Source organism: Phenylobacterium sp., assembly GCF_030645195.1.
In the GTDB taxonomy this organism is placed as follows: Bacteria; Pseudomonadota; Alphaproteobacteria; order Caulobacterales; family Caulobacteraceae; genus Phenylobacterium.
Window position 1 is genome coordinate 1 of sequence record NZ_JAUSLW010000058.1, and the last position, 22,513, is coordinate 22,513.

Annotated in this window: 24 protein-coding genes; 11 read left to right on the plus strand and 13 right to left on the minus strand. The window is 68.0% G+C overall.

Annotated features, from left to right (window positions below; translation table 11 throughout):
- Together Q7T09_RS04850 and Q7T09_RS04855 are read left to right on the plus strand one after the other, a co-directional pair.
- Positions 1–408, plus strand: a 408-nt coding sequence (locus tag Q7T09_RS04850; protein WP_304698086.1) for an antitoxin Xre/MbcA/ParS toxin-binding domain-containing protein, incomplete at its 5' end; no start/stop codon positions are given.
- Positions 405–902 (plus strand): RES family NAD+ phosphorylase, encoded by a 498-nt coding sequence (locus Q7T09_RS04855; RefSeq protein ID WP_304698088.1) that lies wholly within the window; start codon positions 405–407, stop codon positions 900–902. The genes Q7T09_RS04850 and Q7T09_RS04855, both read left to right, overlap by 4 nt.
- A gap of 56 nt (positions 903–958) precedes the next feature.
- Here the strand turns inward: Q7T09_RS04855 and Q7T09_RS04860 are convergent, their stop codons facing one another.
- The 9 genes from Q7T09_RS04860 to Q7T09_RS04900 all read right to left on the minus strand — a co-directional run bounded on the left by Q7T09_RS04860 (position 959) and on the right by Q7T09_RS04900 (position 11,596).
- A complete protein-coding gene (locus Q7T09_RS04860) occupies positions 959–1,651 on the minus strand; it encodes a M24 family metallopeptidase (protein ID WP_304698090.1) in 693 nt (230 codons plus the stop codon).
- Between the two features lie 226 nt (positions 1,652–1,877).
- Positions 1,878–4,523 (minus strand): methionine synthase, encoded by a 2,646-nt coding sequence (metH, locus tag Q7T09_RS04865; RefSeq protein WP_304698092.1) that lies wholly within the window; start codon positions 4,521–4,523, stop codon positions 1,878–1,880.
- Positions 4,523–5,587 carry a homocysteine S-methyltransferase family protein gene (locus Q7T09_RS04870; RefSeq protein ID WP_304698094.1) on the minus strand — a complete coding sequence of 355 codons (1,065 nt, stop codon included), beginning with the start codon at positions 5,585–5,587 and terminating at the stop codon, positions 4,523–4,525. The genes metH and Q7T09_RS04870 overlap by 1 nt, the downstream gene beginning before the upstream one ends.
- Positions 5,584–6,504 carry a methylenetetrahydrofolate reductase [NAD(P)H] gene (gene metF, locus Q7T09_RS04875; protein WP_304698096.1) on the minus strand — a complete coding sequence of 307 codons (921 nt, stop codon included), beginning with the start codon at positions 6,502–6,504 and terminating at the stop codon, positions 5,584–5,586. The genes Q7T09_RS04870 and metF overlap by 4 nt, the downstream gene beginning before the upstream one ends.
- A complete protein-coding gene (locus Q7T09_RS04880; protein WP_304698127.1) occupies positions 6,501–7,472 on the minus strand; it encodes a metalloregulator ArsR/SmtB family transcription factor in 972 nt (323 codons plus the stop codon). The genes metF and Q7T09_RS04880 overlap by 4 nt, the downstream gene beginning before the upstream one ends.
- A 31-nt stretch (positions 7,473–7,503) precedes the next feature.
- Positions 7,504–7,881, minus strand: coding sequence for a VOC family protein (locus tag Q7T09_RS04885; RefSeq protein ID WP_304698098.1), 378 nt, complete (start codon positions 7,879–7,881; stop codon positions 7,504–7,506).
- 130 nt (positions 7,882–8,011) lie between these two features.
- Positions 8,012–8,941, minus strand: a complete 930-nt coding sequence (locus Q7T09_RS04890) for a 2-hydroxyacid dehydrogenase (protein ID WP_304698100.1) — start codon at positions 8,939–8,941, stop codon at positions 8,012–8,014.
- Between the two features lie 36 nt (positions 8,942–8,977).
- Positions 8,978–10,300 (minus strand): aspartate aminotransferase family protein, encoded by a 1,323-nt coding sequence (locus Q7T09_RS04895; RefSeq protein WP_304698102.1) that lies wholly within the window; start codon positions 10,298–10,300, stop codon positions 8,978–8,980.
- Positions 10,301–10,327: 27 nt separating this feature from the next.
- The gene (locus Q7T09_RS04900; RefSeq protein ID WP_304698104.1) at positions 10,328–11,596 is read right to left on the minus strand and encodes a hypothetical protein; all 1,269 of its coding nucleotides are present in this window, start codon (positions 11,594–11,596) and stop codon (positions 10,328–10,330) included.
- A 192-nt stretch (positions 11,597–11,788) separates the two neighbouring features.
- On the opposite strand from Q7T09_RS04900, the gene Q7T09_RS04905 reads away from it, so the two are divergent.
- The 3 genes from Q7T09_RS04905 to Q7T09_RS04915 all read left to right on the plus strand — a co-directional run bounded on the left by Q7T09_RS04905 (position 11,789) and on the right by Q7T09_RS04915 (position 14,876).
- Complete coding sequence (locus Q7T09_RS04905) at positions 11,789–12,586, plus strand: trans-aconitate 2-methyltransferase (protein WP_304698106.1); 798 nt, start codon at positions 11,789–11,791, stop codon at positions 12,584–12,586.
- Between the two features lie 30 nt (positions 12,587–12,616).
- Positions 12,617–13,411, plus strand: coding sequence for an HAD family hydrolase (locus Q7T09_RS04910; protein ID WP_304698108.1), 795 nt, complete (start codon positions 12,617–12,619; stop codon positions 13,409–13,411).
- A gap of 214 nt (positions 13,412–13,625) precedes the next feature.
- Positions 13,626–14,876: an MFS transporter gene (locus Q7T09_RS04915; RefSeq protein WP_304698109.1), complete on the plus strand. Its 1,251-nt coding sequence runs from the start codon at positions 13,626–13,628 to the stop codon at positions 14,874–14,876.
- Between the two features lie 255 nt (positions 14,877–15,131).
- Here the strand turns inward: Q7T09_RS04915 and Q7T09_RS04920 are convergent, their stop codons facing one another.
- Positions 15,132–15,407, minus strand: coding sequence for a hypothetical protein (locus tag Q7T09_RS04920; protein ID WP_304698111.1), 276 nt, complete (start codon positions 15,405–15,407; stop codon positions 15,132–15,134).
- A 243-nt stretch (positions 15,408–15,650) separates the two neighbouring features.
- On the opposite strand from Q7T09_RS04920, the gene Q7T09_RS04925 reads away from it, so the two are divergent.
- From Q7T09_RS04925 to greA, 6 genes are all read left to right on the plus strand, one after another.
- On the plus strand, positions 15,651–16,085 hold the full coding sequence (locus Q7T09_RS04925) for an antitoxin Xre/MbcA/ParS toxin-binding domain-containing protein (protein WP_304698112.1): 435 nt from the start codon (positions 15,651–15,653) through the stop codon (positions 16,083–16,085).
- Positions 16,086–16,090: 5 nt separating this feature from the next.
- Complete coding sequence (locus Q7T09_RS04930) at positions 16,091–16,600, plus strand: RES family NAD+ phosphorylase (protein WP_304698113.1); 510 nt, start codon at positions 16,091–16,093, stop codon at positions 16,598–16,600.
- 254 nt (positions 16,601–16,854) lie between these two features.
- Positions 16,855–17,889: a calcium-binding protein gene (locus tag Q7T09_RS04935; RefSeq protein WP_304698114.1), complete on the plus strand. Its 1,035-nt coding sequence runs from the start codon at positions 16,855–16,857 to the stop codon at positions 17,887–17,889.
- 108 nt (positions 17,890–17,997) lie between these two features.
- On the plus strand, positions 17,998–18,336 hold the full coding sequence (locus Q7T09_RS04940; protein WP_304698115.1) for a hypothetical protein: 339 nt from the start codon (positions 17,998–18,000) through the stop codon (positions 18,334–18,336).
- An 8-nt stretch (positions 18,337–18,344) separates the two neighbouring features.
- A complete protein-coding gene (locus Q7T09_RS04945; protein WP_304698116.1) occupies positions 18,345–18,887 on the plus strand; it encodes a PIN domain-containing protein in 543 nt (180 codons plus the stop codon).
- A 239-nt stretch (positions 18,888–19,126) separates the two neighbouring features.
- Complete coding sequence (gene greA / locus Q7T09_RS04950) at positions 19,127–19,600, plus strand: transcription elongation factor GreA (protein WP_304698117.1); 474 nt, start codon at positions 19,127–19,129, stop codon at positions 19,598–19,600.
- Between the two features lie 154 nt (positions 19,601–19,754).
- On the opposite strand, the gene Q7T09_RS04955 is transcribed toward greA, so the two are convergent.
- The 3 genes from Q7T09_RS04955 to Q7T09_RS04965 all read right to left on the minus strand — a co-directional run.
- Positions 19,755–20,375, minus strand: a complete 621-nt coding sequence (locus Q7T09_RS04955; RefSeq protein ID WP_304698119.1) for a hypothetical protein — start codon at positions 20,373–20,375, stop codon at positions 19,755–19,757.
- 103 nt (positions 20,376–20,478) lie between these two features.
- Positions 20,479–21,738, minus strand: a complete 1,260-nt coding sequence (locus Q7T09_RS04960; RefSeq protein ID WP_304698121.1) for a helix-turn-helix domain-containing protein — start codon at positions 21,736–21,738, stop codon at positions 20,479–20,481.
- Positions 21,739–22,268: 530 nt separating this feature from the next.
- Positions 22,269–22,513: cytochrome P450 (locus tag Q7T09_RS04965; RefSeq protein ID WP_304698124.1), on the minus strand; the 245-nt coding region annotated here is incomplete at its 5' end.

Genomic DNA, 22,513 nt, shown 5'->3' on the forward strand with positions numbered 1-22,513 from the left:
CCAAAAATCTTGCGTCGCGACGTGGAGGGTCCGCTTGAGGCGCACGACTTGATTCAGGCTGGCCTGCCCGCGCGGGCGCTGACCCACCTCGTCGATCACGTTCGACTGCTCCGCTCATCCGATCAGTTCGAGAAGGCTGTCGGCATGAGCCAGCGCACGCTCCAACGTCGGCGCGAAGAGCTACATCGCCCCCTGAACACCGAGCAGAGCGGACGAGCCTGGAAGTTCGCTGAGGTGCTTGCCAAGGCGACGGCTGTGTTCGGGTCGCAGGAAGAGGCCGAGCAGTGGCTACAGCGACCCGCCATGGGCCTGAACCAGCGCAAGCCGCTCGACCTGCTCTCCACGGCCGCGGGCGTCGAGGCGGTCGAGGAGCACCTTGGACGTCTTGAGTACGGCGTCTACGCGTGACGCCGCTGCCCCTGGGCGCCTCGGAACTTGTCGCCTGGCGGCTTGATGAGGCTCGCTTTGCCGGGACCTGGGATAGTGGCGAAGGCGGATATCTTTTTGGCGGCCGCTGGAACAGCAAGGGCGTTCGGGCGGTCTACAGCGCCCTCGACCCGTCGACCGCAATTCTTGAAGTGGCGGTGCACAAGGGCTTCAAGACTCTGGACACGGTTCCACACATCCTGACCGCCTTTCGCATCAAAGACCCCGGCTCCATTGGGGTCGTTTTTCCGGACGACGTTCCCAATCCAAATTGGCTGCGCCCCGGCGTCCCGAGCGCTGGTCAACAGAGGTTTGGCGACGACCTCTTGAGCGGGCGCGCCTTTACGATCATCCCAAGCGCCGTATCGGTCCATAGCTGGAACGTCGTGTTCGTCGCGACGAAGGCGAGCGGCGGCTATGAGGTGGTCCTTCAGGAGCCCTTCGCCTTGGACACCAGACTCCACCCGGCGACTTGAAGGCTTGGATCGCGCGAGGTCTATGGTTCGTCGGCAGATCGGACGTGCCCACGTCCCTACCGGCTCAGCAGCTCCTCGCTGAACGCCCCGAACCGCCCCTGCGGCTCCACCAGGTGGACCTCGAGGATCCAGTAGCGTACGCGCCCGTCGGCGTCGGGCTCGCGCATCCGCAGGTCGTTGCCCGGCGCCACCAGCGACACCGAGCGCTCGCCCGGAAACGCCGTATGCGGGAACTCCCCCACCAGGTGGCCGGCGATCTGGCCGCCGAATTTCCAGCCCCGCCGCGCCGCCGCCGCGTGGGCCTGCGCGTAGAGTTCCGCCCCGGTGATGTCGGGATCGGCCTCGTAGACGCCCCGCAGCTCGTCCCGCACCACGGCCAGGTCGCGGCGCAGGGCCAGCTTCACCGGGTCGTCCCCCAGGACGAAGGTCCGCCCATAGTCGGCCTCCCAGTCGTCGAACACTGGGCCGAAGTCGAGGAACGCGATGTCGTCGGCCGCGATGGTCAGGTCCGGGGTCGGGTCGTGGAAGGTGGCCACGGTGTTGGCGCCGGTCCGCACGATCTTCTTGTGCCAGTGGGCGCTCACCCCGAACTGCTCGGCGGCGAGCGCATGGATCTCGTCGGAAAGCTCGCTCTCCAACACGCCCGCGCGCACCAGGCCCTGCGCCTCGATGGCGGCGAACAGCGCCTCGGCGCGGGCTTGGGCGGCGTAGATGCTGGCCAGGCGGGCGGGTTCGTGGAAGGCGGTCATCTGGTCCCCTCTCCTTCCTCGCCATTCAGGCTGGGCTATCTCACACGCACACGTCGCCAAGATGCTCCCCCTCTGGGGGAGCTGGCAGCCGAAGGCTGACTGAGGGGGACTTTGACTCCCTCAGCGGCCGATCGAACCGCACGAAAAACGCATTCCAGTCCCCCTCACCCGGCCTCCGGCCGGGAGCTCCCCCAGAGGGGGAGCATCTGCCGGGTGCTGGCGCCCCCTACTTCCCCCGCTCATAGTTCAGGATCGGGGCCAGCCAGCGTTCGGCGGTCGCCAGATCCCAGCCCTTGCGGCGGGCATAGTCCTCCACCTGGTCCTTCTCGATCCGCCCGACGCCGAAATAGTGGGCCTCGGGGTGGGCGAAATAGAGCCCCGACACGCTGGCCGGCGGGGTCATGGCGAAGCTCTCGGTGAGCGCCATGCCGGTCTGGGCGGGCGCGTCCAGGATGCGGAACAGCTCGGCCTTCTCGGTGTGGTCGGGCTGGGCCGGATAGCCGGCGGCCGGACGGATGCCGCGGTATTTCTCGCCGATCAGGGCCTCGATATCGAAGGGCTCGTCCGGCGCGTAGCCCCACAGCTCGGTGCGCACCTTGCGGTGCATGGCCTCGGCGAAGGCCTCGGCCAGGCGGTCGGCCAGGGCCGCGGCCAGGATGGCCGAATAGTCGTCGCCCTTGTCCTTGAAGGCCTTGGCGATGGCCGGCTCGCCGTGGCCGGCGGTGACGGCGAAGCCGCCGATCCAGTCGCGCTGGCCGAGGGGCGCCACGAAGTCGGCCAGCGCCACATTGGCCCGGCCGCCCTCCCCCTTGGACATCTGCTGGCGCAGGCTGTGCAGGCGGGTGAGTTCGGTGGTCCGCGTCTCGTCGGTCCAGACCACCACGTCGTCGCCGTCGGAATTGGCCGGCCAGAAGCCCACCACCCCACGGGCCTCGAACCACTTCTCCGCCACGATCTTCTTCAGCATCGCCTGGGCGTCCTTGAAGAGGTCGGCGGCGGCCTTGCCCACCACGTCGTCCTCCAGGATCTGAGGATAGTGGCCCACCAGCTCCCAGCTGGCGAAGAACGGCGTCCAGTCGATGTGCTGGGCCAGGTCCCCCAGGTCATAGGCGTTGAAGGTGCGCGTCCCCAGGAAGCTGGGGGGCGTGGCCTGCCATTCCGAAACCTTGAAACGGTTGGCCCGGGCGTCGGCCAGGCTGGCGCGGGCCCGGTTGGTGTTGCCACGGGCGAACTGCTCGCGAACCTTGGCGTAGTCGGCCCGGGTCTCGGCCTGGATGCGCTCGCGCTCGTCCTTCGACAGCAGGCCCGAGACCACGCCGACGGCGCGGCTGGCGTCCAGCACATAGGTGGTGGAGCCCCCCTGATAGCCGGGCTCGATCTTCACCGCGGTGTGGGTCTTTGAGGTGGTGGCCCCGCCGATCAGCAGCGGGATCGTGAACCCGCGCCGCTCCATCTCGGAGGCGACATAGACCATCTCGTCCAGGCTGGGCGTGATCAGGCCTGAGAGCCCGACGATGTCCACCTTCTGGGCGATGGCCTCGTCCAGGATGCGGTCGCAGGCCACCATGACCCCCAGGTCGATGACCTCGTAATTGTTGCACTGCAGGACCACGCCGACGATGTTCTTGCCGATGTCGTGGACGTCGCCCTTGACGGTGGCCATCAGGATCTTGCCGGCGTTCTCGCGCGGCTTGCCCTCCTTCTCGGCCTCCATGAAGGGCATCAGATAGGCCACCGCCTGCTTCATCACCCGGGCCGACTTCACCACCTGCGGCAGGAACATCTTTCCCGAGCCGAACAGGTCCCCCACCACGTTCATCCCGTCCATCAGCGGACCTTCGATGACGTGCAGCGGGCGGGCCACGGTAAGGCGCACCTCCTCGGTGTCGGCCTCGATATAGTCGGTCAGGCCGTGGACCAGGGCGTGGGCCAGGCGCTTGGCCACCGGCAGCTCGCGCCAGGCCAGGTCGGGCCCCTTGGCCTCGGACTTGCCGCCCTTGTACTTGGGCGCCAGTTCCACCAGCCGCTCGGTGTTGGAGATGTTGGTCCGCTGCGGCCGGTTGAGGATCACGTCCTCCACGGCCTCGCGCAGCTCCTCGGGAATGTCGTCATAGACCGGCAGGTCGCCGGCGTTGACGATGCCCATGTCCATGCCCGCGGCGATGGCGTGATAGAGGAACACCCCGTGAATGGCGCGCCGCACCGGCTCGTTGCCGCGGAAGCTGAACGACACGTTCGACACCCCGCCCGACACCCGGGCCAGCGGCAGGGTCTGCTTGATGATCCGCGTCGCCTCGATGAAGTCGACGGCGTAGTTGTTGTGCTCGTCGATCCCCGTGGCCACCGCGAAGATGTTGGGGTCGAAGATGATGTCCTCGGCCGGGAACCCCACCTCGTCCACCAGGATGCGGTAGGCCCGGGTGCAGATCTCCACCTTGCGGGCGCAGGTATCGGCCTGGCCCTGCTCGTCGAAGGCCATCACCACCACCGCCGCGCCATAGCGCAGGCAGGCCTTGGCCTGTTCGCGGAACTTGTCCTCGCCCTCCTTCATGGAGATCGAGTTCACGATCCCCTTGCCCTGGACGCACTTCAGCCCCGCCTCGATCACCTCCCACTTGGAGCTATCGATCATGATCGGCACGCGGGCGATGTCCGGCTCGGCGGCGATCAAATTGAGAAAGGTTCGCATGGCCGCGACGCTGTCCAGCAGCCCCTCGTCCATGTTGACGTCGATCACCGAGGCGCCGGCGTCCACCTGCTGGCGGGCGACGCTAAGCGCGGCGGGATAGTCCCCCTCGGCGACGAGTTTACGGAACTTGGCCGAGCCGGTGACATTGGTCCGCTCGCCGACATTTATGAAGATAGGGCGCATCAGGCGAGTTCAAAAGGCTCCAGGCCCGCCAGGCGCATGGCCTTCGGGCGTTGCGGGATTTGCCGGGGCTTAACACCCTTCACGGCCTCGGCCACGTGGCGAATGTGGTCGGGGGTGGTGCCGCAGCAGCCGCCGATGATGTTCACCAGGCCGCGCGCCGCCCACTCGTGCAGCTCGTGGGCGGTCTGGTGGGCCTCCTCGTCGTACTCCCCGAAGGCGTTGGGCAGGCCGGCGTTGGGATAGGCGCTCACCAGGGTGTCGGCCACGCGGGAAAGCTCGGCGATGTGGGGCCGCATCAGGTCGGCGCCCAGCGCGCAGTTCAGGCCGATAGCGAAGGGCTTGGCGTGCTTCACCGAGTTCCAGAAGGCCTCCACCGTCTGGCCCGAGAGCGTCCGGCCCGAGCGGTCGGTGATGGTCCCGGAGATCCAGATCGGCAGGGGCTCGTAGCCCTCGTCCTCCATGTCCAGGATCGCCTTGATGGCGGCCTTGCAGTTCAGCGTGTCGGTGATGGTCTCGATCAGGAACAGGTCCACCCCGCCCTCGTGCAGGGCGATCATCTGTTCGCGATAGGCCTGATAGACCTCGTCGAAGGTCACCAGCCGCGCACCCGGATCGTTCACGTCCGAGGACATCGACAGCATCTTGTTGAGCGGCCCCACGGAGCCCGCCACGAAGCGCGGCTTGTGCGGCTCCTTGGCGGTCCAGGCGTCGGCCCGGGCCCGGGCGATGCGCGCGCCCTCGAAATTGATGTCGCGGACCGCGCTCTCCAGCTGGTAGTCGGCCTGGGCGATGGTGGTGGCCGAGAAGGTGTTGGTCTCGCTGATGTCGGCGCCGGCGGCGTAGTACTGGTCGTGCAGGTCGCCGACGATATCCGGCCGGGTCAGGCACAGGATGTCGTTGTTGCCCTTCAGCTGGCCGGGATGATCCTTGAACCGCTCGCCCCGGTAATCGGCCTCGTCCAGCCCCCGCTTCTGGAACATGACCCCCCAGGAGCCGTCCAGGATCAGCACCCGCTCGCGCGAGATTTGCTTCAGTTTCTCAATACGTTCCGAGCGCGCGCTCATGCGGCGATCTCCTTCGGCTCTTCCCGGATCCCCAGCACGCGACAGATCGCGTAAACAAGGTCGGGTCTGTTCAAGGTATAGAACTGGAAGTCGGAATAGCCTTCTTCAGTCAAACGGGCGCACATTTCTGCCGCGACCGAGGCCGAAATCAGTTTTCGCGTCTCCGGGTCGTCATCCAGACCTTCGAACAAGTTGCCCAGCCAGTCGGGAAGCGTGATCCCCACCGGCCCGGCCATCTTCTTCAGGCCCTTGAAGCTGCTCACCGGCATGATCCCCGGCGAGATCGGGATGGTGATCCCGGCCGCCCGCACCTTGTCCATGAACCGCAGATAGCCGTCGATGTCGTAGAAGAACTGCGAGATCGCGCGGGTCGCCCCGGCGTCGATCTTGGCCTTCAGGACGTCGATGTCGCGCTCGATCGTGTTGCCGGGATAGCCCTGCGGATAGACGCTGACGCTGACCTCGAAGTCGCCGATCGCCTTGATGCCGGCGGTCAGCTCGGTGGCGTTGGCGTAGCCGTCGGCGCGGGGGACATAGACCCCGCCGATCTTGCCGGGCGGGTCGCCGCGGATGGCGACGATGTGTCGGATGCCGGCGTCCCAGTAGCCCTGCACCACCTCGTCCACCTCCTCGCGGCTGGCCTCCACGCAGGTCAGGTGGGCCGCGGGCTTCAGGCCAGTCTCGTTGAGGATCCGCACCACGGTCCGGTGGGTGCGGTCCCGGGTCGAGCCGCCGGCCCCATAGGTCACCGAGACGAAGGACGGGTTCAGCGGCTCCAGCCGGCGGATCGCCTCCCACAGGCTCTCCTCGGCCTCCGGCGTCTTGGGCGGCGAGAACTCGAAGGAGACGGAGGGCCGCTTGGCCAGGCCCGCCCCGGCGCGGGCGATGGGACCCAGCGCGGTCTCTAGCGGGCTCATGCGGCGGTCCTCTCAGCTTGGCGGACGCGCTCGGCGGTCCAGATCTTGACGGTGAGCCCCTCGCCCCGGGCGGGCGGCAGGGCGGAGGCGCGGACCTTGGTCAGGCCCGCCTCGTTCAGCCAGCGCTCCATCTCGGCCTCGGCGAAACCCAGGCGGCGGTGCTGATGCTGCTCGCGCAGGAACTCGAGCGTGTGGGGGGCGAAGTCGACGATGATCAGCCGGCCGCCCTCGGCCACCAGGCGGGCGGCCTCGCGCACCGCCGCGGCGGGATCCCCCAGATAGTGCAGCACCTGGTGGACCACCACCAGGTCGGCGCTCTTCCCCGGCAGGCGGGTGCCGAAGATGTCGCCGTGGCGCAGTTCGCAGCGCTCCAGGCCGGCGTCGGCCACGTGGCGACGGGCGATGTTCAGCATCTGCTGGGAGAGATCCAGACCCACGGCGGCCTCGGCGTGGGGGCCGAGCAGGGTCAGCATGCGGCCGGTGCCGCTGCCCAGGTCCACCAGCCGCTTGAAGGGGCCGGGGCCGGCGACCTTCAGCACCGCGGCCTCGACGGCGGTCTCGGAGACATAGAGCGAGCGGATCTCGTCCCAGCGGGCGGCGTTGCGGGCGAAGTACTCGCCAGCCTCGGCCGAGCGCTCGGCGCGCACGGCCTGCAGCCGCTCGGCGTCGCGCAGCAGGATCGGGTCGGCGGGATCGACGCTGGCCAGGGTCTCGTCGGCCAGACGCCGCGCCAGGCCGCCGGCCACCAGCCGGTAGAACACCCAGGCCCCGTCGGGGAACCGCTCCACCAGCCCGGCCTCGGCCAGCAGTTTCAGATGGCGGGAGACTCGCGGCTGGCTCTGGTCCAGAACCTTGCAGAGCTCCAGCACGGCCAGCTCCTCGTGGGACAGCAGGGCGAGGATGCGCAGGCGTGTCGGCTCGCCCGCCGCGCGCAACACTTCCACAGCCTGGATCGCCGAGAGACTCATGAGCACATAAAGATATCTTTATGTCTTTATGTCAAGTCTCGGGAAGGGTCTCCGCCGGCTCCCAGAGCTCGATCTTCAGGCCCGCCGGATCCATCAGCCAGGCGAAGCGCCCGTTGGCATCGGCGTCGTCCCGGCCGGTGGGGAGGACGCCCTCGGCGGCGGCTCGCGCCAACACCCCATCCAGATCATCGACGATGAAATTGATCATGAACGGCGAGGTCGAGGGCGCGAAATATGTGGTGTCGGCCTTGAACGGCGACCAGAGGGTGTAGCCGCGATCCCCGTGCGGCCACATGGCGCCGGACCAGTCGCCGCCGCCAAACCCCAGCACCCGGTCATACCAGGCGGCCAGGGCAGCCGGGTCTGAGGCCTTGAAGAAAACCCCACCAATTCCAAGCACTTTGGCCATGATCTTCTGACCCTCCCTAGAGCATTTTCCGATAAGTGTGAAACGGTTATCGGATCGAAAAATGCTCTAAACTTTTGAATTAGAGCCCTTTTTATCCGATCTGATTGATGCAATCAGATCGGAAAGGGCTCTAGGCCGAAACCGGGCTCAGCAACGCCTCGCCGGCGAAATGGCGGCGCAGGTTCTCGAAGGTCTGGCCGATCATCGAGGGCAGGGAGTCCACCGTTCCGCCCGCGCTGTGCGGCGTCAGCACCGTGCCGGGCACGCCCTCCCAGCGCTCGGCCGGGGTCGGCTCCTGGGCGAACACGTCCAGGGCCGCGCGGCCCAGCCGGCCGTCCTTGAGGGCGGCGATCAGGGCGTCCTCGTCGACGATGGAGCCCCGGGCGACATTGACGATCATGCCGCGCGGTCCCACCGCCTCGATGACCTGCGCGTTCACCGCCTGGCGGTTGGCGGCGTCGGCCCGGCAGGCCACCACCAGGATGTCGCTGCCCTCCGCCAGGGCCAGCAGGCTCTGCGCCCGAGGCCAGGCGGCGTCCGGCTTGGGGTTCGGCCCCCACCAGCTCACCACCATGCCGAAGGCCTCTGCCCGCCGGGCGACGGCTGCGCCGATATGGCCCAGCCCCATGATCCCCACCTTGCGGCCCTTCAGTCCGGGGCGCGGCCCCATGCGGTCGGCGTTGTTCCAGCGCCCGGCCCGGACCATCTGGTCCCCGGCCACGATGTTGCGCCAGGCGCCGATCAGCAGGCCCAGCGCATGGTCGGCCACGTCCTCGGCGTTCAGTCCGTCGGCGTGGGTGACCTCGATCCCCCGCGCCCGGCACCAGGGCACGTCCACCCCGTCATAGCCGACGCTGACATTGGCGATCAGCTTCAGGCGAGGCAGGCTCTGCAGGAACTCTGGCGCCAGCACGATCTCGCCGGCATGGACGATGGCCTCCACGGCGGCCGCGTCCCCCTCCCCCATCTCCCAGCGCCGCAGCACGCGATAGCCCTGCGCCTCCAGCCCCGCCTGCATGGGGCCGAGCATCGGGTGGGAGATCAGCAGGGTGTGCGGCATGGGGCTCTCCGGAAGGGTCGTCCTCTATAGCCGTCCTCAGTCGATCCCGGCCAGCACCCCGCCCAGGATCTCCGCCAGCTGGCCGATCTCCGCCTCGCTGATGATCAGCGGCGGCGAGAGCGCGATGGTGTCGGCCGTCGCCCGCACCAGCAGGCCGGCCTTCAGGGCCCGGCCCAGCACCTCATAGCCCCGCGCGCCCGGCGCCCCGTCGCGGGGGGCAAGCTCGATGGCCGCCATCAGGCCGATATTGCGGATGTCGATGACGTGGGGCGCGGACGCCAGCCCGTGGATCGCGGCCTCCCACAGCGGCGCGACCTGCGCCGTGCGGGCGAAAAGGTCCTCGCGGGCATAGATCTCCAGCACCGTCAGGCCCGCGGCGCAGGCCACCGGAGGGCCGGAAGAGGTGTAGCCGTGGAAGAACTCGATGGCGCCCTGCGGCCCCGCCACCACCGCGTCATGCACCGCCCGGCTGGCGAACACCGCCCCCATGGGCAGGACGCCGTTGGTCAGGCCCTTGGCCGTGGTCATGATGTCCGGCGTCACCCCGAAGGCCTGGGCCGCGAAGGGCGCGCCGACCCGCCCGAACCCGGTGATCACCTCGTCGAAGATCAGCAGGATGCCGTGCCGGTCGCAGATCGCCCGCAGCCGCTGCAGATACCCCACCGGCGGCGGCAGCACCCCGGCCGAGCCGGCCACCGGCTCGACGATCACCGCGGCGATGGTCTCGGCCCCATGCAGGGCGACGATGCGCTCCAGCTCGTCGGCCAGCTCCGCCCCGTGCGCCGGCAGGCCGCGCGAAAAGGCGTTGCGCGCCAGGTCGTAGGTGTGCGGCAGATGGTCGGCCGGCAGGGTCACGAAGGTGCGGCGGTTGTTCACCAGCCCGCCCACGGAGATCCCGCCGAACCCCACCCCGTGATAGCCCTTCTCCCGGCCCACCAGCCGGGTCCTCTGCCCCTCCCCGCGGGCCCGATGATAGGCCATGGCCATCTTCAGCGCCGTGTCGACCGACTCCGATCCGGAATTGGTGAAGAACACCCGGTCCATCCCCGGCGGCGCCAGGGCGGTCAGGGCCTGGGCGAACTCGAACGCGATCGGGTGGCCCATCTGGAAGGAGGGCGCGTAGTCCAGCGTCATCAGCTGGCGGTGGACGGCGTCGGCGATCTCGGCCCGCCCATGGCCGGCGTTGACGCACCACAGGCCCGAGGTCCCGTCCAGCACCGCCTGCCCCTCCGGCGTGCGGTAGTACATGCCGCTGGCCTGACTCAGCAGCCGCGGGTCGGCCTTGAACTGCCGGTTGGCGGTGAACGGCATCCAGTAGGCCGAAAGGTCGGGGCGGTTGTCTCCGAAGTCGGCGTTCATGGTGGGGTCCCTCCTGGCCGCACGAGATCACGTCCGCGGCAGCCCCGCCACCTGATTGAGCCGTCCCCAGCTGCGGCCGTAAGGGGAGCCTCCCAGAGAGGCGGGCCGCAAGGCCGCCGCCCACCGCGCCTCGGCCTGCCCCGCCTCGCGCCAGCAGTCGGCGACAGCGGCCTTCAGGTCATCGGCCGCGTCGATCCGCGCCTGGAACCGCGCCTCCAGGGCGTCCCGCTCCGCCGCGATCAGGGCCATCCCCGCCGCATGGTCGGCCAGCAGCGCCCGGTGCAGCCGCTCGTGCCGCCACCACAGGCTCTCGCCATCGTAGGTGTCGCCCGGCGCCGGGCCCACCGGCGGCGGGCCGGCCTCGAACAGCACCGGCTTGAACAGGCTGGTGCAGGGCGCCGAGGTCGCCGTCACCCAGTGCACCGCCCGCTCGGCGCCCACCTCCGAGACCATGGAGGCCACCGACTGGCTGCGGCGGGGGCCCTGGGCGGCGTGCATGCAGATGGTCCGCCCCACGGTGTTGGCGGGACTCCAGTCGGCCGCCTCCCCATGGTCGCGCAGGATGGCCCGCATGGCGGCCGGCGTCAGGGCGTCGTCGGCCCGGGCCAGCAGCTCCTGGCCCCGCGCGCACCGCCCGCGCCCGAAGCTGACCGCGTCGCGGGCCTCGTCGATCAGCTGGGCGGCCACGTCGAACCGTCCCCGCCCCTGCGCCGCCAGGCCCGGGCTGATGTCCGACCAGCCCGCCCCGATCGAGTAGGCGTTGGAGAGCGCCCGGCGCCCGGCGACGGTCTCCACCACCCAGTCGCGGCCCACCGTCTCCAGCACATAGGCCTCGTGGCGGTCGGCGATGATGAAGCCGTTGTGATAGTAGAACCGCCCCAGGTGGCCGCAATCGCCCCCCTGGCCGTGCCGCTCCAGCAGGGCGATGATCACCGCCAGCGCCTGGGCCGCGCTCGCCCCCCGCTCCAGCCCCAGCCGCACCAGGTCCATGCCGGTGAGCGCCCGCCGACGCTGGGCCGGAACCCGCGCGTGCAGCGCCTCGTTGCCGATCACCACCCCGTGCTCATTGGCCCCCATCTCCGCCCCCCACATCCAGCAGGGCCGGCTGATCAGGGTGGCGTGGGTCTGCGCGACCTCCGGGATCGTGATGTAGGTCAGCTTCAGGTCCCCAAGACCCCGCCGCCGAGGCTGCATCTCCAGCACCTGGGCCTCGTTGCGCTCCCGGTCGCTGTTCTTGGCCAACAGCAACGCCCCGCGCGGGGTTTCGGAGGCCAGGGCTACCAGGGTGTCGCACATGGGGGGAGCTTATCGGCACTTTCCCATCCCCGTCATCCCGGCCGCAGCGCAGCGGAGAGCCGGGACCCAGGGGCCGCATTCAATCCCCCTGGGTCCCGGGTCTCCCTACGGTCGCCCGGGATGACGGGGAGGATGGGGCTTGCGAAGCTTGCTCACCGCCCCAATGTCACACCCAAGCCAGGGGAGGCGCAGATGGCCGCAGCAGCAGCAGCCGACAACACCGGCGCGGAATTCGAGGACGAGGGGGTCGTCGCCGCCTATGTCCATCGCACCCCCTATCCCCCCGCCCTCTTCGACCGCCTTCTGCAACTCACCTCGGGTCGAGGGCGGCTGCTCGACCTCGGCTGCGGTCCGGGCAAGCTGACCCGCACCCTCGCGCCCCACTTCGCCGAGGTTCTCGCCGTCGACCCCTCCGCCGCCATGCTGCGCCTGGCCCGCGACCTGGACGCCGGCGCCAATCCCAACATCGCCTGGACGGAGGCCTTCGCCGAGCAGGTCCCCCTGCCGGCGGCCATCGACCTCGTCGCCGCCGGCGCCAGCATCCACTGGATGGACGCCCCGCGCCTCTTCCCCCGCCTGGCCGCCGCCATCGCCCCGGACGGCGTCATGGCCATCCTCGGCGGCGACGGCCCGGCCCAGGCGCCCTGGATCGCGGCCTGGCAGGAGGTAATCAAGGCCTGGGTCGGCAAGCTGGGCGGCCAGTGGAACGGCGGAGGCCACCAGGCCCGCCTCACCGGCCACCAGCCCTGGTTCGACGTCACCGCCACCGAGACCTTCACCGCCCCGATGACCCAGTCGGTGGACGACCTCATCGAGGCCGAGCACTCTCGGGCCACCTGGTCGCGGGCCAAGATGGGGCCCCTCGCCCCGGCCTTCGACGCCGATCTGCGGGCCGTCGTCGCCCCCCACGCCCGGGGCGGCGAGGTGACCTTCGAGATCAGCTCGACCCTGTGGTGGGGGCGACCCAGGGCGACGCCTCGCCCGGCTTGACCGACTCCGGCCCCGCGCCGAAACTCGGTCATGATCCGCCTCATCGCCACTGACCTCGACGGCACCCTGCTGCGCCGGGACGGCTCCATTTCCGAACGCACCCGCAAGGCCCTGGGGAACGCCCGCGAGGCCGGCCTGCCCGTGGTCTTCGTCACCGCCCGGCCGCCGCGGGACCTGCACGCCATCGCCCACGACCTGGGGATCACCGGCCTGGCCGTCTGCTCCAACGGCGCCCTGCTCTATGACGTGGCGGAGGACCGGGTCATGCGCCAGGAGACCCTGCCCACGGCCGTCGCCCTGGAGCTGATCGGCGAGCTGCGCCGGTCCGATCCCCACTTCAGCTTCGCCACCGAGCACGGCCACAAGGTGGGCCGCGAGGACGCCTTCCCCACCGCCATGTTCGACGGCTTTGTTCACCACCACGAGCCCCGGGTCGACCCCGTCCACACCCTCTGCGACGAGGACCTCATCAAGATCCTGGTCCACCACCCGGCCCACGGGATCGACGACCTGCACGCCCTGATCGCGGCCCTGGCCGGCGACCGAGTCGCCGTCACCCATTCCGGCGCCCCCTTCGTGGAGTTCGGGGCGCTCGGGGTCTCCAAGGCCAGCGGCCTGCTTCACCTGGGCCAGGACCTGGGGATCGAGGCCCACGAGATCATCGCCTTCGGCGACATGCCCAACGACATCCCCATGCTCACCCTGGCCGGCCGGGGCGTCGCCGTCGCCAACGCCCACCCGCACGTCCTCGCCGCCGCCCGCGAGACCACCCACACCAACGAGGAGGACGGCGTGGCCCGGGTGATCGAGACCCTGCTGGGGTGAGACGGGCCCGCCCACTCCGCTCATCCCGGCCTTCGCCGGGAGGAGCGGAGTCTGGACCCTGAACCGGCTATCCCAAGCTTGACCTGGCCACACGCCCCGGCCACCCTGGCGTCAGGCAAGCGATCGAGGCGGCTTACAAATATCGCGCTCGCCCCAGCGCCCGCGTCACCCCGCGGGATCACGGCCCCACGCGGCCGAGCCTCCTCCACCCGCCATGCCCCGCAACCCCGGCGCCCTCACCGGCGAGCCCGACTTCATGAAGCTGTGGGCGGCCCAGGCCGTCTCCAGCTTCGGCGCCCGCATCACCCGCGAGGGTCTGCCGATGACGGCGATCCTGGCCCTGGGCGCCGGCCCCGCCGTCCTCGGCGTGCTGGCCGCCCTCTCCTATGGCCCGGCCGTCCTGGTGGGCCTGGCCGGCGGCGGCTTCGTCGATCGCCGCCACCGACGCCCGATCCTGATCGGCGCCGACCTGGTCCGCGCCGGGGTGCTGATCACCCTCCCCATCGCCGCCTGGTTTCACCTGCTGAGCCTCTGGCAGGTCTTCGCCGCCGCCGTCCTGGTGGGGGGCGCCAGCGTGCTCTTCGACATGGCCGACCACGCCTATCTCCCCGGTCTGATTGGCCCTGCGCGCCTGGTGGACGGCAACTCCAAGCTCTCGGCCACCGAGTCCGTCGCCGAGATGGGGGGGCCGGCCCTGGCGGGCGTCCTGTTCCAATGGCTGAGCGCCCCCTTCGCCATCGCCGTCAACGCCGCCACCTACCTGGTCTCGGCCCTCTTCCTCTCCGGCATCGCCAAGGTCGAGCCCGACCCGGAGCCCGCCCCGCCCCAGCACTGGGCCCGCGACCTGACCCAGGGCTTCCGCGCCGCCTGGGCCGAGCCCCGGGTGCGCCCCCTGCTGATGGTCGCCCTGTGCAACGGCCTGTTCGGCGGCGGCTTCGCGGCCCTCTACCTGGTCTTTGCTTTGCGCACCCTGGGCCTCAGCCCCGCCATGCTGGGCCTCACCGTGGCCTGCGGCGGGATCGGGGCCCTGGCCGGAGCCGGCCTGGCCGCCCCCCTCGCCCGACGCCTGGGGGCCGGCCCCGCCATCCTGGCCCTGGGCCTGGCCTCGGCGGCCTCCGCCCTGCTGATCCCGCTCTCCCCAGCCGCCCCCGTCGCCGGCATGGCGATGCTGATCGTCTCCCAGCTGCTGGGGGATTCCACCGGCGTCGCCTACGGTGTCCTGTCGTCCTCCCTGCGCCAGACCGTCCTGCCCCAGGACACCCTGGGCCGCGCCGCCGGCGCCTTCCAGGCCGCCAGCGGCGGAACCATGCTGATCGGCGCCCTGGTCGGCGGCGCGCTCGGCGGCCTGATCGGGGTCCGCGAGACCCTGTTCATCGCGGCCGCGGGCCTGGCGCTGGGGCCGCTGATCGCGATGGCGTCTCCGGCTTTGCGGGGGGTTAAGGTGATCGCGGTGGAGGCCGGGTGAGAAGATGCTCCCCCTCTGGGGGAGCTGTCAGCGAAGCTGACTGAGGGGGACTTTGACTCTTGTTTGCAGCCGAAGATGTCGCCTACGGCGATCCCCCTCCGGCACGGACCTCCGGTCCGCGCCACCTCCCCCACATCGCGCTGGCGCGCTGGGGGAGGATCTTTGGCGCACGGAATCGCCTCGCAGCGGAGACCCCGCGCGCGCCTTAGCCGACTCTCGCGAGGCCGACGGCCCGCCGAATCCATAGCCGGCTGTTCAGCCAACGGGCTCCATTTCCTTGGGCGCCGAGACCCGCCGCGTCCGGGTCTGGGCCTTGGGCTTGGGCAGGAGGCGGAAGCGCGTCTGACACCACGCGAAATCCACCCCAACGTCCAGCAGGGCGTCGGAACGTCCGCAGGGGCAGGCGAATTCCATGACCGCGAAGACGCGGTAGCTCTCCCCCGCGACCAGGGGCGTCGGCCTGCCCGTGGCATGGTTCGGGGCGACATTGACGCAGATGACCAGATCCCCAGGACCGACCGCCTCGCTCATGGCCTGCCTCCTCCGTGCTGCCGGAAAGATGAGGTCCCGCCCGGCGCTGGGCAAGGCCGCCCGGCGCGTACGGCTGTCCGTGTTCCCGACACCCCGTGAAATTCCGATCGCGCCCGACCATTCTTGTCCCCCCGTCCTGCCGGGCGGCGTGGCTTCCATTGGCCCGTTCTCAAAGGGCGTCACGCTTGCAACTGGCGGAACTTGACTGTATTTTGACCGGATTAGAGGTCAATGGAGCGGCACATGGCGCAGGCGACGAAGAAGGCCGCGACCCCGACGGGGCTTCCGCTGGCGCGCAAGGTCGCCCGTTCGCGTCCTGGCCGGCTCTCGATCGCCAGCCTGATGGACGAGCGCGGGACAGTGAAGGTTGATGACGTCGCCGACGCCTTCGCGATGTCCAAGGCGCAGCTGGCGGAGACTGCCGGGCTGGCCCGTGAAGTTTTCCAGAAGGCGAGCCGCCGCGGCGGTCCCAAGGCGCAAAGCCGTGTGCGCGAGATGCTGGAGATCATCAGCCTCGTGCAAGGTTGGGCCGGCGGGCCGGCCCAGGCGATGGCCTGGTATAGGGCTGAACCGATCCCGGCGTTCGGCGGGCGAACGGCCGAGGCTCTCGTGAAGTCGGGGCAGGCCGGCGCTGTTCGCGACTATGTCGACCATCTGGCGACCGGCGGCTACGCTTGAGGTTCATGGGCGAGTGCTTTCGCGCGCACGACCCGAACTGGTCCTGGACGCCGCTCTCGGGCGCTGGCGCGGCGATCAAGGGCCGGCGCTTTAACTGGCCGGGCCTTGAGACGCTCTATCTGTCGCTCAACTACCACACCGTGTTTCGCGAGGTTTCGGGGGGCTTCGCACACAGGCTGACCCCCTATGTCCTGTGCAGTTATGATATCGACTGCGAGGACATCGCAGACTTCCGAACGGATGCCGAGAGGGCCGCCCTCGGCGTCTCCCTGACCGACCTGAGCTGTGCCTGGGGAGACGCATTGATCGCCGGTCGCGAGCCGGAGTCATGGGCGGTCGTCCGCCGGCTACGCGCTGACGGATACGCGGGCGTCCTCGTCCCGAGCTTCGCAACCGGCGCGACCGTCGATGATCAGAACCTCGTGCTTTGGCGCTGGGGTCCAGACCTCCCCCACAAGGTCACCGCCTACGACCCAACCGGCAAGCTGCCGAAGAACCAACTCTCGTGGACATGACATCGCGGCCTACAATGCGTGGGTCACGGCAACGCCGCTTCTGACGCTGTTGAGCTTGGTGTTGCGAAAGCGCTGGTCGGCACCGTAATCCTCACCGTAATCCCCTGGCCACAGCCGGTCGACATTGGCGCGCTGCCGCCCCAGCGCCGATCTTGTCCAGACTTGTTCCGACCAAGCCGTAACCCAGCCGGGAACAACCTAGTCAGCGGGCCAAGCTCGTGTAGGTTGTGGCGCATTCAAGTTCGGGGCGCGTAATGAGCTACTCAATCACCATCGCCACGGCGCTGCCGCTCTCACTTCGCGAGACCGCGATAAGGCTGCAGCCGGCGCCCGACGTCAGCGGCCCTTGGGATCTGAGCGCTGCGTTTCGCCCCCAGTCCAATATCGGGGCGAGCGACATCTTCGCGATTGAGCTATCGGCCGGATCCAAGATCGAGATCTTGAACGAAAATCTCTCTTTGCGACCTGGAGGGCTGGTTCTTTACGACCAGAACGGCGCGAGCCTGGCGCAGAGCTATCAGTCCTCTGTCCAGGACTTGTCGGGTTTTGTGGCGCCCTACACCGGCCTCTACTTCATCAACGCCCTGTGGAGCCCGAACACCACCCCAGGCTGGGCCCAGATCCGCGTTCGGGTGGACCTGCCTGGCGCCATCACCGAGGGCGACGATGATCTCGCCGGCCGCTCCATTGTCGCCGGTGGCGGGAACGACACCGTTACGGGAACGGTCTGGGACGATTTTCAGCGCGGCGGCGCAGGCAACGACCGGCTATTGGGCGAAGCTGGCTTCGACGACATGCACGGAAATATGGGCGATGACACCCTCTATGGTGGGCACGGATATGACTGGGTCGTCGGCGGCCAGGGGAACGATCTTCTATATGGTGACGGGCCGAACAACTTCGGCGGTACCGGTGATCTCATCTTCGGCAATATGGGGGATGACACCCTGATCGGCTCGTTCGGCGACGATCTTCTCCGCGGGGGACAGAACAACGATGAGCTTCAGGGGGGAGAGGGCGCTGATTTTCTCTCCGGCGACCGGGGCGACGACACCCTGTCGGGCGGCACAGGGCGGGACATCTTTCATACATTCGCCGGGGCCGGCGTCGATCGGGTGCTGGATTTCTCTGTCGCGGAGGGCGATCGGGTGAAGTTCGAGCAAGCCGGCACGCCCTACGTCCTGCGTCAGGTCGGAGCCGATACGGTCATTGAGCTCGAAGGAACTCAGATGATCCTGGTGGGCGTAAACGCTTCAACCTTACCCGTTGGCTGGCTGATCTCGGGCTAGGCGCCACGGCTCCAGCAAAAATTCGTCCGCTCGGCGCCAGAATTACGGTGATATCGCACATTGCCAAGATATCTATAGAACCTATATATTCTAAACACGGAGGTTGCGATGCCCACGCTTTCGAGTCACGTCGATCAACTCACCGCGCAGCGAATGGCGGAAACCGCGAAACTCGAGGACCGCAAGACGTCCCAGATCACCGCGGCCGCCCTGCGATGGTACCTCAGCCTCTCCTCCGGCGCGCGGGACGCGCTTCGACGGATCGAAGCCTTGGGAGAGACCGAAGTGCAGGCGGCGTCATGGGCGGTCAGCCGGGCGCTTCTGGACCGCGAGTACCGGACGGTTGTGCCGGCCGGGATGGCCAAGGCCGAGCCCCGGCTGGGCCCCGATCCAACTGAAGACGAGATCATGGCCGAGGCCGTGCGGCTCACCAGCCGCCGGCCCTGAGCTCGCGGGTGCTGCGCCTTTGCCTCGATCTCAATGTATGGGTCGGCGCCTTCCTGGCTGAAAAGTACGGCCGGCGGGACACCGCCGCGCAATCCCTCGTCCAGGCCATACGCCTGGGCCAGTCGCCGCGCGGACCCGTGGCCCTGGTCATTTCCTGGGGCATGCTGTTCCGGCTGAACACCGTGATCCTGCGTCTGACGGGCGATCAGGCCGCCGCGGATCGCTTGATGGCCATCATCGCGGCCTTCGCCCAGGACGGCCCCTCCCTGACCCTCGGCGGCGTGGGCGTCCTTCCGTTGGACGACGAAGAAGACCGCCACGTCCTGGAAACCGCCCTGGCCGGTGACGCCGACCTGCTGGTGACCCAGAACCTGACGGATTTCATCCAAGGTGATGTCGATCGAATTGACGATCGCCACGGCCTGACGCGCGCGCCGCCTCGAAAACTCCTGATCGCCCACACCCATAGCGCCGCGGCCTGGCTCCGAGGCGAACCCTGGCCGGAGCCGGTCGAAGCGTACATGGCGTCCGCCGGGCGGCCCCAGGGCTGACCGCCGCGCCATTGGGGTCGTCCGAGGGGCGCCATGAGCGGAAGTTGGCGTCTATGCGCAGAGCAGACGTCCGGGCTGAGACATCGGCGGCCGAATTCCGGCGGCAGTCGTGCTAACTAGAAGCGGCCATCGACGACATGCTCAAGCCGTGGCTCACCATCCTACCCCGCCGCGGACGTCTGCGCCTGCCGTCCGTGTCCACCCAATTTCCACCAGAACGAGCCGAGTCACCAATCGCCATGGATAAAGTGCCTATGACGGTTCAGGGCTTTCGCGCCCTGGACGAAGACTTGAAGCGGCTCAAGACCATCGAGCGGCCCGCCGTCACCGTCGCGATCGGGGAGGCGCGCCTGCACGGCGACCTGACGGAGAACGCCGAGTACCATTCCGCCAAGGATCGGCAGGGGTGGATCGAAGGACAGATCGTCCAGATCGGCGACATGATGGCGCGCGCCCAGGTCATCGACGTCAGCAAGCTGTCCGGAACCCGGATCAAGTTCGGCGCCACCGTCTCCGTCATCGACCAGAATACCGAGAAGCCGGCCCGCTACCAGATCGTGGGGGAGCACGAGGCCGACGTGAAGCAGGGCCGCATCTCCATCACCTCCCCCATCGCCCGCGCGATGATCGGCAAGGAGAGCGGCGACGTCGTCGAGGTGAGAAGTCCCGGCGGCCTGAATGCCTACGAGGTCACCAAGGTCGAGTGGCTCTGAGCCACGGAGGCGCCGAAGGTCGATCCGTCACGAGCGTTCGAACCGCTGAGGTCCTTGATGCGCCAGGACCGGACCTTGGCACCAGCTCCAAAAGCAGACGCTGGCGCCGCTCAACTCTAGCAGCGACGTTGCGAAACGCCGGCAAGCCTGATGCCTACTCGACCAGGCCCATGATGGTCGTGTGCGTTTCACCATCCTGCGCGACCATTATGGCTACGAGCACGTATCTCGGGTCCTGCAGCTGGATCCAGTGTTCGCTCAATAGGACCTTGGTCTTCGACAGGAACGAGCTCACTCCCTGCATATCTGGTTCAGGCTCCCACCGCTGCGTGATCTTAGAGATCGAGCCCCTGTGGAGCGCGTCGCCAGTCTCACGGTACGCGGCAATCAGATCGACTTTCCGGAGGTACGGCTGGGTAATATCGACCACCATCCTCTCCCCATCTGGCCCCGTCGTCTGCATCTTCGGGTGGGGGTAGAACTTCGGATTGAGCCGCTCCAGCGCATTCAGGATGTAGTCGGCTTGGCTGGCCTTCTTCAGCTTCGCGTTGCGAACCCCTGCCACGTCGCCATGGGCGACGAGGGCGCCCAGCGCGATCAGCTCTGCGATCTTTCGGATCTGGAGCTGGGCCAGTTCCCAGGCGACCATGAGCGGCAGAGGAATCTTGCGCGCAAGAATGTCATCGAGGACGTCCGTCCGTCGACGGACCTCGACCATCAGCCAACGGTACTGATCGACGATTTCCTGAGCCTGCGCGGAAGGAACCTGGAGCATTCATGCAGCTTAACTGGAGTCGCGATCGTGGGCTTTGTGCCAGCTGGACACAATGGCCTCGAGGCACGAAGCCGACGTTCTGGCGAACCACCGCGCCTTGCCCCTAAAGCACGACGCTTCCGCCCAACTCTTTTATGAGGAGTCGTACCGCCGCCTCGTTGTAGTTGGACGCCGCGCCCCTCTTCACAACGCCAGTCTCTTCGTAACGCACGCGGTCGGCATTGTTGCGGAAAGCGTAGTGCGAGAAGGCCTTGTTGGCCTTCATTTTCTTGGACTTGATGATCGCATCGATCGCACCCTGTTTCGCCCCCGTCGCCTTCTTCACCCGGCGGAAGAGTTCGATGTAACTCAGCGGGTAGCCCTCCAGAGCCTCTCTAATGGCCACGACCGTCGCCTTGGTCGGAGCAACTTCACCAATCAGCTTGAGCGTGGGTGCACCCGACCGCTCTACGAACTCGCCGTCCTTCACGAAGCTGATCTGGGGCAGGAGCGCCTCATCGATCAGGAAGGACCCCGCTTTGCCGTCGATTTCGCCGGTTGCGAGGTTCATGACCGCCGCGTTCTCGATGCCGAACCGCATGATGTTCGCAAGGTGCTTAGACAGGATCGTCTGCGACAACTGCTGCAGGCGCTGTTCGATCAGCCGCTGCAGGTCAGCTGAACTGATCAGCCGGTCCTCACCCGGGTAGCGGTAGTAGATATGGCCCTGAGTCGCCCCGTCGGCGTTGTGGATGAAGATGACTGGCTTCGTGTGCGCCTGCCCGATGTAGGCCACGCCCACCTTCTTGCCGTCGATCCGGTGCGTAGCAAGCAGGATCTCTAGGCCAATGCCCAGCTGATCGCGGATGTTCTGGTTGAGCTTGTTGAGGTCGAATTTCTCGAATCTGTCGTCCGGCAGGCCCACGACGTTGAAGGTGGCGTTCTCCACACCGAACACGAAGTAACCGCCCTTGTTGTTGGCGAACGCCGCGATCGTCTTCATCACGAAGCTGACCGACTTCTTACATTCGACCCTGTCGGTCTCCGTGATGGCCAGCGAGCCGGGGGCGCCGGGTTTGGCCGGCAACAGTTGGGCGAGGCGCGCTGGGCTGAGAGGTCCGTCGTCGACCGCGATCGGCGCGGCGGCCTTCGCCATGAGGGCCTCAATCTCGGCCGGGCTGGCTGCCGCGATGTCGGCGTACTTCTTGATTTGGCCGTTCTTGATGTTGGAGATTCGGCCGGAACTGATGTCGCTGGCGGCGTCGCCACGGGCGCGATTGATGAGCCCTGCGATCTCCTGGTTGGAGTGTTTGCGCGCCGCGATCAGCGCCTTGATGATGGCGACTTCAACGTCAGATAGTGAATTCTTGCGCCTATTGGACACGTTCGACTCCCCCGGTTCCTCCATTGTGAAGATTGAAGCGGCCACGCTGCAACTCGTAGCGATCGCAGGCCGATCACTCGCCGAACTCGCAACGATCTCCGTCGCTAATGGGCGTCACTGACGTGAGGCGCCAGGAGCTGAAGTTGGTTCACTGCCGAGCAGCAGATTTCTAGGTGCCCAAGGGAACGATAGTCTGGGTGCAGAGAGCAGCTGCTTCTTTCTCCGCGACACGTGTGGCGAGGGGCCGGGATTCTGAAGAAGGACGGCGGATCGCGAGCAGCGATGGCGCTAGGCAGTTGTCGTCTGGATGTGTGAGGCTGCGGGCTCACGTTAAGTACAGATCAGGGGAATTACGGTGACACTGTATGAAATTGGCGAGCCCTCTGGTCCCGCCGACCGTTCGTGAGGTTCGTGTGGTTCGTGGTTCCAAATCTTTCGGCCGCGACGCCCGCGAGGCGCAGGAAGACCTCCGCTGCGCGGAGGCCCCCTCACCCATCCTCTCCCCCTAAAGGGGGCGAGGAGAAGAGCGCCTACCCCTCCGGCGTGAACTCCACCGGCAGGCTCCGGATCGCATAGACGAAGTTGTTGGGCGCCACGTCCATGGGCCCCGACTGGTGGATATCCGGGAACCGCCCCAGCATCTGGCGGTAGACCGCCTCCAGCTGCAGCTGGGCCACCCGCTTGCCGATGCAGGTGTGGGGGCCGTAGCCGAAGGCGATGTGCTTGTCGGCGTTGGCCCGGGTCACGTCCAGCCGGTCGGGATCGGGGAACACCG

Bases quoted from the DNA above. Each gene is read 5' to 3' on its own strand.
- Q7T09_RS04870 (WP_304698094.1), bottom strand. From the start codon at position 5,587: ATGAGCGCGCGCTCGGAACGTATTGAGAAACTGAAGCAAATCTCGCGC.
- greA (WP_304698117.1), top strand. From the start codon at position 19,127: ATGGATAAAGTGCCTATGACGGTTCAGGGCTTTCGCGCCCTGGACGAA.
- metF (WP_304698096.1), bottom strand. From the start codon at position 6,504: ATGAGCCCGCTAGAGACCGCGCTGGGTCCCATCGCCCGCGCCGGGGCG.
- Q7T09_RS04935 (WP_304698114.1), top strand. From the start codon at position 16,855: ATGAGCTACTCAATCACCATCGCCACGGCGCTGCCGCTCTCACTTCGC.
- Q7T09_RS04925 (WP_304698112.1), top strand. From the start codon at position 15,651: ATGGCGCAGGCGACGAAGAAGGCCGCGACCCCGACGGGGCTTCCGCTG.
- Q7T09_RS04860 (WP_304698090.1), bottom strand. From the start codon at position 1,651: ATGACCGCCTTCCACGAACCCGCCCGCCTGGCCAGCATCTACGCCGCC.
- Q7T09_RS04890 (WP_304698100.1), bottom strand. From the start codon at position 8,941: ATGCCGCACACCCTGCTGATCTCCCACCCGATGCTCGGCCCCATGCAG.
- Q7T09_RS04885 (WP_304698098.1), bottom strand. From the start codon at position 7,881: ATGGCCAAAGTGCTTGGAATTGGTGGGGTTTTCTTCAAGGCCTCAGAC.
- Q7T09_RS04910 (WP_304698108.1), top strand. From the start codon at position 12,617: ATGATCCGCCTCATCGCCACTGACCTCGACGGCACCCTGCTGCGCCGG.
- metH (WP_304698092.1), bottom strand. From the start codon at position 4,523: ATGCGCCCTATCTTCATAAATGTCGGCGAGCGGACCAATGTCACCGGC.
- Q7T09_RS04920 (WP_304698111.1), bottom strand. From the start codon at position 15,407: ATGAGCGAGGCGGTCGGTCCTGGGGATCTGGTCATCTGCGTCAATGTC.
- Q7T09_RS04880 (WP_304698127.1), bottom strand. From the start codon at position 7,472: ATGAGTCTCTCGGCGATCCAGGCTGTGGAAGTGTTGCGCGCGGCGGGC.
- Q7T09_RS04955 (WP_304698119.1), bottom strand. From the start codon at position 20,375: ATGCTCCAGGTTCCTTCCGCGCAGGCTCAGGAAATCGTCGATCAGTAC.
- Q7T09_RS04895 (WP_304698102.1), bottom strand. From the start codon at position 10,300: ATGAACGCCGACTTCGGAGACAACCGCCCCGACCTTTCGGCCTACTGG.
- Q7T09_RS04915 (WP_304698109.1), top strand. From the start codon at position 13,626: ATGCCCCGCAACCCCGGCGCCCTCACCGGCGAGCCCGACTTCATGAAG.
- Q7T09_RS04930 (WP_304698113.1), top strand. From the start codon at position 16,091: ATGGGCGAGTGCTTTCGCGCGCACGACCCGAACTGGTCCTGGACGCCG.
- Q7T09_RS04900 (WP_304698104.1), bottom strand. From the start codon at position 11,596: ATGTGCGACACCCTGGTAGCCCTGGCCTCCGAAACCCCGCGCGGGGCG.
- Q7T09_RS04940 (WP_304698115.1), top strand. From the start codon at position 17,998: ATGCCCACGCTTTCGAGTCACGTCGATCAACTCACCGCGCAGCGAATG.
- Q7T09_RS04905 (WP_304698106.1), top strand. From the start codon at position 11,789: ATGGCCGCAGCAGCAGCAGCCGACAACACCGGCGCGGAATTCGAGGAC.